Source organism: uncultured Amnibacterium sp., from assembly GCF_964250715.1.
Taxonomy (GTDB): domain Bacteria; phylum Actinomycetota; class Actinomycetes; order Actinomycetales; family Microbacteriaceae; genus Amnibacterium.
Map to the genome: position 1 here is coordinate 205,187 of NZ_CAXUGX010000002.1, position 13,276 is coordinate 218,462.

Annotated in this window: 10 protein-coding genes and 1 riboswitch; of the genes, 5 read left to right on the forward strand and 5 right to left on the reverse strand. The window is 71.1% G+C overall.

Translation table 11 applies throughout. The annotated features are described in order from the left end of the window. Nucleotides 1–84 precede the first annotated feature (84 nt). From fbaA to ACFE7H_RS03845, 3 genes are all read right to left on the reverse strand, one after another. Nucleotides 85–1,110: a class II fructose-bisphosphate aldolase gene (gene fbaA / locus ACFE7H_RS03835; protein ID WP_375399883.1), complete on the reverse strand. Its 1,026-nt coding sequence runs from the start codon at nt 1,108–1,110 to the stop codon at nt 85–87. A gap of 52 nt (nt 1,111–1,162) precedes the next feature. Continuing rightward, the gene (locus tag ACFE7H_RS03840; RefSeq protein WP_375399884.1) at nt 1,163–2,503 is read right to left on the reverse strand and encodes a DNA recombination protein RmuC; all 1,341 of its coding nucleotides are present in this window, start codon (nt 2,501–2,503) and stop codon (nt 1,163–1,165) included. Between the two features lie 203 nt (nt 2,504–2,706). Continuing rightward, nucleotides 2,707–3,342, reverse strand: a complete 636-nt coding sequence (locus tag ACFE7H_RS03845; RefSeq protein ID WP_375399885.1) for an exonuclease domain-containing protein — start codon at nt 3,340–3,342, stop codon at nt 2,707–2,709. Nucleotides 3,343–3,616: 274 nt separating this feature from the next. Between ACFE7H_RS03845 and ychF the strand changes: the two genes are divergently transcribed. Next, the gene (gene ychF, locus ACFE7H_RS03850) at nt 3,617–4,687 is read left to right on the forward strand and encodes a redox-regulated ATPase YchF (RefSeq protein ID WP_375399886.1); all 1,071 of its coding nucleotides are present in this window, start codon (nt 3,617–3,619) and stop codon (nt 4,685–4,687) included. A gap of 108 nt (nt 4,688–4,795) precedes the next feature. Here ychF and ACFE7H_RS03855 read toward each other — a convergent pair whose 3' ends face one another. Continuing rightward, entirely contained in the window at nt 4,796–5,029 is a 234-nt protein-coding gene (locus tag ACFE7H_RS03855; RefSeq protein WP_375399887.1) for a hypothetical protein, read from the reverse strand. Between the two features lie 256 nt (nt 5,030–5,285). Continuing rightward, nucleotides 5,286–7,394, reverse strand: coding sequence for a PQQ-dependent sugar dehydrogenase (locus ACFE7H_RS03860; protein WP_375399888.1), 2,109 nt, complete (start codon nt 7,392–7,394; stop codon nt 5,286–5,288). A 292-nt stretch (nt 7,395–7,686) separates the two neighbouring features. Here ACFE7H_RS03860 and ACFE7H_RS03865 point away from each other — a divergent pair, with 292 nt between their 5' ends. The 4 genes from ACFE7H_RS03865 (at nt 7,687) to gcvP (ending at nt 13,265) form a co-directional block, all read left to right on the forward strand. Further along, nucleotides 7,687–8,283: an LON peptidase substrate-binding domain-containing protein gene (locus ACFE7H_RS03865; RefSeq protein ID WP_375399889.1), complete on the forward strand. Its 597-nt coding sequence runs from the start codon at nt 7,687–7,689 to the stop codon at nt 8,281–8,283. Between the two features lie 110 nt (nt 8,284–8,393). Next, a riboswitch (glycine riboswitch) is annotated at nt 8,394–8,481 on the forward strand. 105 nt (nt 8,482–8,586) lie between these two features. Beyond that, nucleotides 8,587–9,810, forward strand: coding sequence for a glycine cleavage system aminomethyltransferase GcvT (gcvT, locus tag ACFE7H_RS03870; protein WP_375399890.1), 1,224 nt, complete (start codon nt 8,587–8,589; stop codon nt 9,808–9,810). 2 nt (nt 9,811–9,812) lie between these two features. Next, nucleotides 9,813–10,196 (forward strand): glycine cleavage system protein GcvH, encoded by a 384-nt coding sequence (gene gcvH / locus ACFE7H_RS03875; RefSeq protein ID WP_375399891.1) that lies wholly within the window; start codon nt 9,813–9,815, stop codon nt 10,194–10,196. Nucleotides 10,197–10,310: 114 nt separating this feature from the next. Further along, entirely contained in the window at nt 10,311–13,265 is a 2,955-nt protein-coding gene (gene gcvP, locus ACFE7H_RS03880) for an aminomethyl-transferring glycine dehydrogenase (RefSeq protein ID WP_375399947.1), read from the forward strand. Nucleotides 13,266–13,276 lie beyond the last annotated feature (11 nt).

The window sequence follows — 13,276 nt, forward strand, 5'->3', positions numbered from 1 at the left end:
TGAGCGGGGCCGGGTTGAGCAGAGCCTGGTTGAGCAGAGCCTGGTTGAGCGGAGCCGGGTGAGCGGAGCTCCCGGGAGCCCTGATCAGGACTGCGAGTGTCCGAAGGAGCCGAGCTGCTTGGTGGCCGCCACGACGCGGGCGGCCATGTCGGTCTCGGCGATCTTGCCCCAGGCGCGGGGGTCGTAGATCTTCTTGTCGCCCACCTCGCCGTCGATCTTCAGCACGCCCTCGTAGTGGCTGAACATCGTCCCGGCGACGGAGCGGGTGAAGGCGTACTGCGTGTCGGTGTCCAGGTTCATCTTGACCACGCCGTTGCCGACCGCCTCCTGGATCTCGTCGTCGCTGGAGCCGGACCCGCCGTGGAAGACGAGGTCGAGCGGCTTCGGCCCGTGCCCGAACCGCTCCGCGAGGCCGGCCTGGATCTGGCCGAGCAGCTCGGGCCGCAGCTTCACGTTGCCGGGCTTGTAGACGCCGTGCACGTTGCCGAAGGTGAGCGCGGCCATGTAGCGGCCGTGCTCGCCGAGCCCGAGCGCCTCCACGGCGTGGGTGGCGTCGGCGAGGGACGTGTACAGCTGCTCGCCGCCCTCGCCGCTGACACCGTCCTCCTCGCCGCCGACGACGCCGATCTCCACCTCGAGGATCGCGTGGATGCCGGCGGTGCGCCTGATGATGTCCTTCGCGATCTCGAGGTTCTCGGCCAGCGGTACGGCCGAGCCGTCCCACATGTGCGACTGGAAGATGGGGTTGCGGCCGGCGCGCACCTCCTCCTCGGAGGCGGCGATGAGCGGCAGTACGAAGGTCTCCAGCGCGGGCTTGGGGCAGTGGTCAGTGTGCAGCGCGACGGTGACGGGGTAGTTGCGGGCCACCTCGGTGGCGAACTTGGCGAACGCGATGGCGCCGGTGGCCCTGGCCTTGACCGTGTGCCCGGCGAAGTAGTCCGCCCCTCCGGTGGTCACCTGCACGATGCCGTCGGAGCCGGCCTCGGTCAGCCCCTGCAGCACCGCGTTGATGGTCTGGGAGGACGAGACGTTGACGGCGGGGTAGGCGAACCCGCCCGCCTTGGCGCGGTCCAGCATCTCGGCGTACTGCTCAGGGGTCGCAACGGGCATGCGGCGCAGTCTATTCAGCGCGTCGGACGTCCCGCCGGGAGCCGGGTCCGGCTCAGGCGACCTCGACCACCCGCTGCGACTCGCCCACCCGCTCCAGCTCGGCGACCAGTTCGTATGCCGCCAGCTCCCGCCGCGGCTCCTCGATGGGCGGAGGCGCGCCGATCTGCTTGGCCGGGTCGAGGCCGGCCAGCTTGCGCGCCGACGGCAGCACCTGCCGTTCCAGGGAGCCGACGAACCCGTTGTACGACTTCACGCTGCCCTCGATCGCCCGGCCCAGCTTCTCGACGTGCGCGGCCATCGTGGCGAGCCGGCCGTGCAACTCGCGGGAGACGTCGAACAGGGCCTTCGCCTCCTCGGTCACGACGTCCTGCTGCCAGCTGAACGCGACGGTCTTCAGCACCGACCACAGCGTGACGGGGGATGCCAGCGCGACCCGCCTGCTGAAGGCGTACTCGATGATGCCCGGGTCGGTCTCGAGCGCGGACGACAGCAGCGACTCGCTGGGCACGAACGCGATCACCATCTCGGGACTGACGTCCAGGCCGTTCCAGTACGCCTTGCTGCCGAGCGCGGTGATGTGATCGCGCAGCGCCTTAACGTGCGACTTCATCAGCGTCGCCCGCCTGGCCTGGTCGTCGGCGGAGCCGGAGGCGGGCACGGCGACCGCCTCCAGGTACGAGTTGAAGGGCACCTTGGCGTCGACCGCCATGCACTTGCCACCGGGCAGTCGCACCACCATGTCGGGCCGGCCGATCCCTGCGTCGGACACGATCGACTGCTGCATGTCGAAGTCCACGTACTGCAGCAGACCGGCCGCCTCGACGACGCGGCGCAGCTGGGTCTCGCCCCACACCCCACGGGTGCTGTTGGAGTTGAGGGCCGAGGCGAGCGTCTCGGCGGTGCTGCGCAGCCGCTCCTCGGACTCCAGTGCGTGCCGGAGCTGGGAGGCGAGCTGCCCGTGCTGCTCCGCCCGCTGCGACTCCAGGCGCGTCACGGTGCCCTGCATCGACTCCAGCGTGGAGGCCACTGGCGCGAGCGCCTGCAGCACGCGGCTCTCCGTCTGCTGCCGCGCCTGCTGCTCGGCCTGCTGGCGCGCGTGCCGATCGACCAGTTCGTCATAGCGCCGGTCGGCCGCCTCCAGCTCGCCGGTCAGCGACCGCACGCCGGCCTGCAGCCCGGCGAGTTGCTCCCGCAGCTCGGAGCGGAGTGCCGCTTCTTCGTGCCGCACCTGCAGCACCTCGGTCGCATGCCGCGCGGCGGCGAGCGCCGGATTCTGGGCGGCCGGCACACGGGCGGCCCGCCGGGCCGCGAGCGCACCGGCCAGCAGTACGCCGACGAGCACGCCCAGCAGCACGCCGACCAGCAGCGCGAGCAGCAGGGGCATCACATCCATGGGCGCGAGGCTGGCAGATCCCTCCGACACCGCATCAGTGACGACACCCCCGGATCGCCCCAGCTCGAGCACAACAGCAGGACCGCGTCCCGATCGCAGGTTCCCTGTCGACAGGGAACCTGCTGTCGCGACCTGGTCCTGCTGTCGCGACACGGCGTGCTGACTGGTCCGAGCGGGCAGCGCGAGGTCGCGGGCGGCCGCGTTCAGCCGAAGACGACCGGCTGCAGCACCGCCTCGTCGGCGGGGACCACCGCGCAGAGGGCGCCGCCCACCGCGGCGAGCAGTGCGGGCACATCGTCGGTGTCGTGGCGCCGCGAGGCGTGCACCACGATGGCGGCGCACGCCTCGGCGTCGCCGACCGCGTCGTGGTGCCGGAAGTCCGTGAAGCCCGCGGCCATGGCGGCGACCGGCAGCCGGTAGGAGTCGAGGTCGTACGTACGACGGGCGATCTGCAGGCTGCAGAAGTACTCCAGCGGCGGGGTCCGGACGCCCGTGACCGCGCACGCCGCTCGGATGACGCCGATGTCGAAGCGGGCGTTGTGCGCGACCACCGGACGGTCACCGATGGCTGCCAGCAGTTCGCCCAACTGCTCCGCCCAGCCGGGCGCCTCGATCACGGTGTGCGGGGCGATGCCATGGATGCGCACGTTCCACTCCATGAACACGTCGTGGCCGAGCGGCGGCCGGATGAGCCAGCCGACGCGGTCGACGACCTGCCCGTCCTCCACCGTCACGACGCCGACCGAGCACGCGGAGGCACTGGAGGCGTTGGCCGTCTCGAAGTCGATGGCGGTGAAGGTCAACGGCACGGCGGCGACACTGCCAGCGCCCTCCGACACCGCCCGAGCGCACGACCCACCTCCCACCCGACCTCGTCCACGGGAGCGAAGGCGGGTTCCCCGCCGGAGCGGACTACTCACGACGGGCCGCCGCAGAAGCGGCGGCGGCACCATAGGCACCGTGAAGGCGGGTTCCCCGCCGGAGCGGACTGCCCACGACGTGCCGCCGCACCCGACCTCAAGTTCGGGAGCGAAGGCGGGTTCCCCGCCGGAGCGGACTGCCCACGACGTGCCGCCGCAGGAGCGGCGGCGGCACCATAGGTACGTTGGCACTGTGGTTCTCACGATCGGCATCGTCGGCCTGCCGAATGTCGGCAAATCGACCCTGTTCAATGCGCTCACCCGCAACGCGGTGCTCGCGGCGAACTACCCTTTCGCCACGATCGAGCCGAACGTCGGTGTGGTCGACCTGCCCGATGCCCGGCTCGGCGCGCTGGCGGAGCTGTTCGCCAGCGAGCGGATCGTCCCCGCCGCGGTCTCCTTCGTCGACATCGCCGGCATCGTGAAGGGCGCGAGTACCGGCGAGGGCCTGGGCAACCAGTTCCTGGCGAACATCCGAGAGGCCGACGCGATCGCCGAGGTCGTGCGCGGCTTCGCCGATCCCGACGTGGTGCATGTGGCCGGCGCCGTCGATCCCGCCGGCGACCTGGAGACGATCGGTACCGAGCTGATGCTCGCCGACCTGCAGACTCTCGAACGCGCGGAGGGACGCATCGAGAAGGATGTGCGGGGCCGTCGCGCGACTCCCGAGGCATTGAAGGCGGTTCGCGCGGCGATCGCGGCGCTGCAGGCCGGCACCCGCCTGAACGCCTCCGGGCTCGACCTCGCCCCCATCCGGGACCTGGGCCTGCTGACCGCGAAACCGGTGCTCTATGTCTTCAACGTCGACGAGGCGCTGCTGACCGACCAGGCCAGGCGGGCCGAGCTGGCCGCGCTCGTCGCTCCGGCGCCGGCGGTGTTCCTGGACGCCCAGGTGGAGAGCGAGCTGATCGACCTCGACCCCGACGATGCGGCCGAGCTGCTCGCCAGCACCGGCCAGGAGGAGAGCGGCCTGAACCAGCTGGCGCGCATCGGCTTCGCGACCCTGGGCCTGCAGACCTACCTGACGGCGGGCCCGAAGGAGTCGAGGGCCTGGACGATTCCGCAGGGCTCGACCGCGCCGAAGGCGGCGGGCGTCATCCATTCCGACTTCGAGGCCAAATTCATCAAGGCCGAGGTGATCGGCTTCGACGACCTGGTCGCCGCCGGCTCGATCGCGGAGGCCCGCTCCCGCGGCCGCGCCCGCATCGAGGGCAAGGACTACGTGATGCAGGACGGCGACGTCGTGGAGTGGCGGCACGGGTAGTGCTCCCGTTTCGACGTCCGTGCGTCGTCTGAAGGCGCAGTCCGGCTGGTCGATGCCAGGTCGTGCCCGCTCGGTTCCTCTATCGTCCTCGCCGGGTGTCGGACCTGTTCAGAAGACCCGCTCGGCGTCGAACAGCGGTGGCTCGGCCTGCTTAATGACGATTGGGGCGCGCAGCGCGACCGCTGACTTCTTCAGGATGCCCTTCCAGGTGAACGGCTGCACCAACACGATGGTGAATTCCGCCATGGAACCGTACGCTTCGACCGTCAGCCCCTCCACGCGCCTTCCGTTGTGGTGGACCCAGGCTTCGTAGGCGAGCACGGCGTGGGTCAGACCCGGCATATTGGCAAGGACCTCCCGACCGCGGGCCATAGGGCCATACCCTCTTCGACGCGCTCGGCGGCCATGCGGTGGATTTCGAGGCCGCCACGTCCGGGGCTAACGGATAACAGGAACGGGTGCATAGGCCCCCCTGGACTCACCGAACCAAGGGCGCGCTCGGATGCCATATCGATCAATGCGCCGAGTCCGGCCGAAACTCCTTGCTGCACGGTTGATTCTCCACAAGCGTCGAGGGCGCGAACGTGCGCCCGGCCGCTCAGCCCAGGTTCACGTGCAGGATCTTCTCGTCGCTGTTGTCGGCGATGCTGTCCTTGTCGCCCTCGTTGGTGGTGGTGAGCCAGAGGCCGCCGTCCGGGGCCGGTTCGACGGTGCGCAAGCGGCCGTACGTGCCGACGAAGTACTGCTGCACGTTGGTCAGCGAGCTGCCCGAGATCACCTCGCGGTAGAGGCGGGTGCCGCGCTCGCACGCCACGTACAGGGCGTCCTTCACGATCGCGATTCCCGAGCACGACCCGTCCGAGGTGGGATAGGTGTACTTCGGAGCGATGAACCCGGCAGTGCCGCAGGTGCCCGAGGTGCCCTCGCATGCCGGCCAGCCGTAGTTGCCGCCCTTCACGATCAGGTTCGTCTCGTCCATGATCCCGTTGCCGAACTCCTGCTCCCACAGCCTGCCCTGCGAGTCGAACGCGAGGCCCTGCGGGTTGCGGTGCCCGTAGCTCCACACGGCGTTGCCGAACGGGTTGTCGCCCGGGATGCTGCCGTCCGGATTGATACGCAGCACCTTGCCGTTCAGGCCGTTCTTGTTCTGGGCGTTGTCGCCGTTCTGAGCGTCGCCGGTCGATGCATAGAGCTTGCCGTCCGGGCCGAACCGCAGCCGGCCGCCGTCGTGGAACTTGTTGCGCAGGATGCCCGAGAGCAGCACCTGCTCGCTACCGAGGTCGAGTTTGTCGTTCGTCAGCTTGATGCGCACGATCCGGTTGTCGGTCGGCGAGGTGTGCATGATGTACAGCCAGTGGTCGCTGGAGTAGCTGGGCGCGATCGCGAGGCCGGTCAGCCCGCCTTCCCCGTCGGTGTTCTCGACGTTCGGCACGGTACCGACGGTGACCTTCGCTCCGGTCGTCGGATTCAGGTGCACGATGGTGTGCGCATCGCGCCGGTTGTACAGCACGGTGCCGTCGGGCAGGGTCGCGAGGCCCCACGGGATGTCGGTGTCCGTCGTGACCTGTCGCACGTCGCAGACCGGGTTGGTGCAGGCCGCGCCGGTCGTGACGGAGATCGTGGCGCTCGACGGCGAGACGTTGCCTGCCGCGTCGCGCGCCACGACCCGGTACTGGTACGTCGTGTTGGCGTTCCGGCCGCTGTCGATGTAGGTGGTCGGCGGGGGCGTGGTGGACGTCGTGGCGACGGAGGCGACCTCGGTGCCGTCGCGCAGCACCCCGTATGACTTCACGCCGACGTTGTCGGTGGAGGCCGTCCAGTTCAGCGCGACGCTCGTCCCGGAGGCGCTGCCCCGTAGGCCCGACGGCGCGGTGGGCGCCTGTGGGTCGTCCTGACAGGCGGGCGGAGTGATGCGCACGGTGTCGCTCGCCTGTGACACGTTGCCCGCGGCGTCTCGAGCGTTCACGTACAGCCCCCACGTTGCGCGGGCGACGACGGTGAGCCCGGTCGACAGGGTCGTGCCGCTCACCGACTTGATCAGCTGCCCGTCGTGGTAGACGTCATAGAACGCCACTCCGGTGTTGTCGCTCGCGGCGTTCCAGGCGAAGGTGACGGTGGAGCAGGTCAGGCCGCTGACCCGTGGATTGCCGGGAACCGTGGGTGGCTGCGTGTCCCCACCGCCTCCGCCGCCCGCGAGCGTGGTCGTCCACTTCTGATTCGAGCCCCCGTTGCAGGTCCACAGCTGCACGACCGTGCTGTTGGCGGTTCGGAGGCCGACCACGTCGAGGCACAGGCCCGACTCGACCCCGCGGATGGTGCCGTCTGTCCCCAGCGTCCAGCGCTGGTTGGCCCCGCCATTGCAGGTGTAGATCTGCACTCGGGCGCCCGGGGCGGTGGAGCGGCCCTGCACATCCAGGCACTTGGTGGCGTCATAGACGCGCAGCTCCCCGCTGGCAGTTGTCGACCACTGCTGGTTCGCGTTCCCGGTGCAGTCGTAGATGTTGATCCCGGCCTTGTCGGCGGTGCTCTGGCCGATCACGTCCAGGCATCGGCCGGAGCCGACGCCCGTGATGCTCGCGCCGGTCGCCGCCGACGCCGACTTCGCCCATAGGGGCGAGAGCGCGAGAGCGATGGCGATCAGCACGGCCAGCGCGGAGACGAGCCGTCGGCGCGACGTGGTGTGGCGGGATGCACTGGCGTCGGACATGGCACCTTCCTCGGCCGGGCTTCGGCCGGTGTGCGCTCGCCTCCGGGCGCCCGAGATCGTGGGTCCGGTCCCGAAGCGCCAAGGCGTGCGGGCCGGTTCTGCGGCCGTCAGAGGCCCGGGGTCACTAGACCACCCGGCGAGACGGGCGCGCAAGTGAGTCGCCGATCGTTCTCTCTCCCGTCACCCGGCGGGTGATACACCTGTACCACCCGCCCCTCCCGCAGCAAGAAGGGAGGTGTGCGACCGCCGCAAGGGGGGCGGACGGTCGGGCGCAGCGTGGTTCCCTTGACTCGTGAGTCCGCTGCCGATGTTCCCGCTGGGCTCGGTGCTGTTCCCGCACATGCCCCTGCCCTTACGCATCTTCGAGCCGCGGTATCTCGCGATGCTCGCCGACATCCTCGGTGCGGAGCCGAGCGAGTTCGGGGTGGTGCTCATCGAGCGCGGGCAGGAGGTCGGAGGCGGCGACAGCCGGGTCGACCTCGGCACCATCGCGCAGGTGGTCGAGCTGGGCACGTCCGAGCAGTCCGTGATGCTGATCGCGCGCGGCAGTCGGCGCATCGCGGTGACCAAGTGGCACGAGGACGACCCGTACCCCAGGGCCGAGGTGGAGCCGATCGGCGACATCGAGTGGTCCGATGCGCTGCAGCCGCTGCGGGATGAGGCGGAGCGCGTCGTGCGCCGTGTGCTCGCGCGGGCCAGCGAGTGGGGCGAGTATCCGTGGCCGGCGGACGTCGAGCTCTCGGACGAGCCCGTGCCCGCGCTCTGGCAGCTGGCCGCCATCTCGCCGCTCGGCACCTTCGATCAGATGCAGTTGCTGCGGGCGACGTCGGCGGAGGAGCTGCTGCGCTCGATCGTGCGCCTGGTCGGCGAGGCCGAGCAGACGTACTGATCCCGGCTCGTCCCTCCCTCCCTCGTCCCTCCTGCGACCCGGATGCGGGCGCGGGCCGGGCGCTGTCGGTGCCGCCCGGTACGCTACAACGCACAACCAAAGACGGCCCATTGGCCGATGCGGGAGAGCCCGGCACGCCGGGCACCGAAGGAGCAACCGCCCCGGAATCTCTCAGGTCCACGGAACCGCATCGGGCAGGCCACTCTGGAACGTGTATGCGCCTCGGCAGGCGACGCGTGACAGAGGGGGAGCACACTCGCACACGTCGCCCGTACCCGGAGATCCGACGCCAGGAGAGCTCTTGTGACCGACTCCGAGCCCCGCCGCTCACCGCTCGACGCCGCCCACGCTGCAGCCGGCGCCATCTTCACGACCTTCGCCGGCTGGCGCATGCCGCTGAAATACGGCAGCGAGCTGGCCGAGCACGCCGCCGTGCGCACCGCCGCCGGTCTGTTCGACCTGTCCCACATGGGCGAGATCCTGGTGCTCGGCCCCGGCGCCGCGGAGGCGCTGGACGCGGCCCTGCCGAGCGACGTGCCGGCGATCGCGGTCGGCCAGGCCAAGTACACCCTGCTGCTCGACGACGACGGCGGCGTGCTGGACGACCTGGTGCTCTACCGCACCGGCGACGACCGCTTCCTGGTCGTCGCGAACGCCGCGAACCGCGCGCTGGTCGCCGCCGTGCTGCACGAGCGGGTCGCCGCCTCCGCCCTCGCCTCCGTGTCGGTGCAGGACGAGTCCGACGACTTCGGACTGTTGGCGCTGCAAGGCCCCATCGCGCTCGATGTGCTCACCGAGGCGCCCGGGTTCGCCGCCGACGAGGGCGGTCGTGACGGCGGCCATTTCGCCGACGCCCTGCGCGCGCTGAAGAACTACCGCTTCTTCGCCGCGTGGTTCGAGGGGCACCCCGTGCTCGTCGCCCGCACCGGGTACACCGGCGAGCTGGGCGTGGAGCTGTTCGCCTCGCCCGGCCTGCTGCCCGCACTGTGGGACGTGCTGCTCACCACCGGCGCGGGCTCCGGAGTGACGCCGGTCGGGTTGGCGGCGCGCGACACGCTGCGGCTGGAGGCGGGCATGCCGCTGCACGGCAACGAGCTGACCGACCAGATCCGCCCCGCCCAGGCCGGGCTCGGCCGCCTGCTCCCGCCGGACAAGCACATCGACTACCCGGGTCGCGCCGCCGCACTGCACCCTGATCCGCAGGCGCGGGTGCTGGTCGGGCTGCTCGGCGAGGGGCGACGAGCGGGCCGGTCCGGCTATCCGGTGCTCGCGGGTGAGGCGTTGGGCGAGGTATCGGGCGAGTCATCGGGCGGCGACCAGGGCGGGAACCCCGGCACGGGACCAGCCGGCGAGCCCGTCGGCGTCGTCACGAGCGGTGCGCTGTCGCCGACCCTCGGCCGCCCCATCGCCATGGCCTACGTCGACCCGTCGCTCGCGGCGGTCGGCACGCCCCTTGCGATCGACGTGCGCGGCACGCCGATGCCCGTGCAGGTCGCTCCGCTTCCCTTCTACCGACGAAAGGCCTGACGATGGCTGCTCCCGAGGACCTGAAGTACACCGCCGACCACGAGTGGATCGACGGTGACGACGTCGCGACCGTCGGGATCACCGCCTACGCCGCGGCCCGGCTGGGCGACATCGTCTTCGTCGACCTGCCCGGCGTGGGCGACGAAGTGACCGCCGGCTCGGTCGTCGGCGAGATCGAGTCGACCAAGAGCGTGGGGGAGCTGTTCTCGCCTGTCACCGGCATCGTCGAGGCGGTCAACGACGAGCTCGCCGCAGCGCCCGAGACGGTGAATCAGGATCCGCTGGGTGCCGGCTGGCTGATCCGGGTGCGGGTCAGCGAGGCGCCCGCGCTGCCCGATGCTCCGCTGCTCGATTACGCGGCCTATCGCGCGCTGACGGAGGAATGAACCGTGACCGACACCGCAGTCCGGCCCGTCGCAGCGGGCGCCGCGTTCACCCGGCAGGGCGACCCGTCCTTCGCCGGCCGGCACATCGGCACCACCGCCGACGCGCACCAGCGGATGCTGCAGGCCATCGGCGTCGACTCGCTGGACGAGCTGCTCGCGCGAGCGGTGCCCGAGAGCATCCAGCTGCCGACCGGGGGCCCGCCCGGCGCGCCGTCCGTGCTGCCGCCCGCCGCGTCCGAGACCGCGGCGATCGCCGAGTTGCGCACGCTGGCGGCCAAGAACACCGTGCGCACCTCGATGATCGGGCTCGGCTACAGCGGCACCATCACTCCGGCGGTCATCCAGCGGAACGTGCTGGAGAACCCAAGCTGGTACACCGCGTACACGCCCTACCAGCCCGAGATCGCCCAGGGCCGGCTGGAGGCGCTGCTCAACTTCCAGACGATGGTCGCCGACCTGACGGGCCTGACCACCGCGAACGCGTCGATGCTCGACGAGGCGACCGCGGTCGTGGAGGGCATGCTGCTGGCCCGCCGCGCCAGCAAGGTGCGCTCGAACCGCTTCGTGGTCGACGCGGATGCGCTGCCGCAGACCAAGGCGGTGCTGGCCGGCCGCGCGGCCGCGGTGGGCATCGAGCTGGTCGAGGCGGATCTGGCCGTCGACGGGCTGCCCGAGGGCGACCTGTTCGGCGTGCTCGTGCAGTACCCGGGTGCCTCCGGACGCGTCGCCGACCCCTCCGCGGTGCTGCTGGAGGCCACCGCCCGCGGTGCGCTCGGCGTCGTGGCGGCGGACCTGCTGGCGATGACCCTGCTCACCCCGCCCGGCGAGCTGGGCGCCGACATCGCCGTCGGCACGACGCAGCGGTTCGGCGTGCCGATGGCGTTCGGCGGTCCGCACGCCGGATACCTTGCCGTTCGGGCTGGCCTCGAACGGCAACTCCCAGGCCGCCTCGTCGGTGTCAGCGTCGACGCCGATGGGGCTCGCGCGTACCGCCTCAGCCTGCAGGCGCGCGAGCAGCACATCCGCCGCGAGAAGGCGACCAGCAACATCTGCACCGCTCAGGTGCTGCTGGCGGTGATGGCGTCGATGTACGCCGTCTACCACGGGCCGGCGGGGCTGCGGAGAATCGCGCGCGACGTGCACGCCGCGGCGGCCGAGGCGGCCTTCGCGCTCCGATCCCGCGGAGTGACGGTGCTGACCACGCACTTCTTCGACACGATCGTCGTCCAGGTTCCGGATGCGCAGGCGCTCATCGAACGCGCTCGCTCGCTCGGCTACTGGCTGCGCTCGGTCGGCGACGATGCGGTCGCGCTCGCCTTCGACGAGGTCACCGCATCCACCGGCATCGATGTCGTGCAGCTGTTCGACCTCCAGGACCGACCGGTGCGCGACCGCCCATCGCTGCGCTGGCGGTATCCGGCACCGGCCGACGCCGAGCTCGCGGTGATCGCTCCGGAGTCCGTTGCCGAGTTTCCCGAGCACCTCGCGCGCACGAGCGAATACCTGACGCATCCCGTCTTCAACTCGTTCCACAGCGAGACGGCGATGATGCGGTACCTGAAGTACCTGGCCGACCTCGACTACGCGCTCGACCGCGGCATGATCCCGCTCGGCTCCTGCACGATGAAGCTGAACGCGGCCACCGAGATGGCGGCGATCAGCTGGCCTGAGTTCGCGAACCTGCACCCGTTCGCACCGGCGCAGGATGTGGCCGGGTCGCTCGAGCTCATCGGACAGCTGGAGGGCTGGCTGGCCGAGGTGACCGGATACGACGCGGTCAGCCTGCAGCCGAACGCCGGCAGCCAGGGCGAGTTGGCCGGGCTGAACGCCATCCGTGGATGGCACGACGCGAACGGCGACCCGCAGCGCACCGTCTGCCTGATCCCCTCGAGCGCCCACGGCACGAACGCCGCGAGCGCGGTGCTCGCCGGGTTCCGGGTGGTCGTCGTCGCCTGCGACGAGCTCGGCAACGTGGATCTGGCCGACCTGCGTGCGAAGATCGCCGAGCACGCCGACCGGCTCGGCGCGCTGATGATCACCTACCCCTCCACGCACGGCGTCTACGAGCACCAGGTGCGCGCTGTCACCGACGCGGTGCATGTCGCCGGCGGCCAGGTGTACGTGGACGGCGCCAACCTGAACGCCCTGCTCGGTCGGGCCCGGTTCGGCGACTTCGGCGGCGACGTCAGCCACCTGAACCTGCACAAGACCTTCTGCATCCCGCACGGCGGCGGCGGTCCCGGAGTCGGGCCGGTCGCCGCGAAGGCGCACCTGGCGCCGCACCTGCCGTCGCACCCCATGGCGCAGGTACCCGCGGGCGGGGCGGGGGGAGCAGCGGCGGCGGCTTGGAGTGGTCACGCGCCGGGCCGCTTCGGCGGCAAGGCGGTCTCGGCGGCGCCCTTCGGCTCGCCGGGCATCCTGCCGATCTCGTGGGCCTACATCCGCATGATGGGGACGGAGGGCCTGCGCGCGGCGACCGACGCGGCCGTTCTGGCGGCCAACTACGTCGCCGCGCGGCTGCAGGACGCGTTCCCCGTGCTCTATCGCGGGGAGGGCGGCCTGGTCGCCCACGAGTGCATCCTCGACCTGCGGCCGATGACCGCCGCGACCGGCGTGACGGTGGACGACGTGGCGAAGCGCCTGATCGACTACGGCTTCCATGCGCCGACGATGTCGTTCCCGGTGCCCGGCACCCTCATGGTCGAGCCGACGGAGAGCGAGGACCTGGCCGAGATCGACCGGTTCGTCGCCGCGATGCTCGCCATCCGCGCGGAAGCCGACGCGGTCGGCGCGGGGGAGTGGCCCGCGGACGACAACCCGCTGCGCGGCGCCCCACACCCGGCGCGGGTGGTGACGGCGGACGAGTGGACGCATGCGTACTCGCGGCAGACGGCGGCGTACCCCTTCGAGTCGGCAGGGTTCGGGACCGGGGCCCCGGGACCCGACCCTCTGCGAGCGGTGCGCGGCAAGTACTGGCCGCCGGTGCGCCGCATCGACCAGGCATACGGCGACCGCAATCTGGTGTGCGCCTGCCCGCCTCCGGAGTCCTTCGCGGATCCATCCGCCTGAGTTGCTCGCGC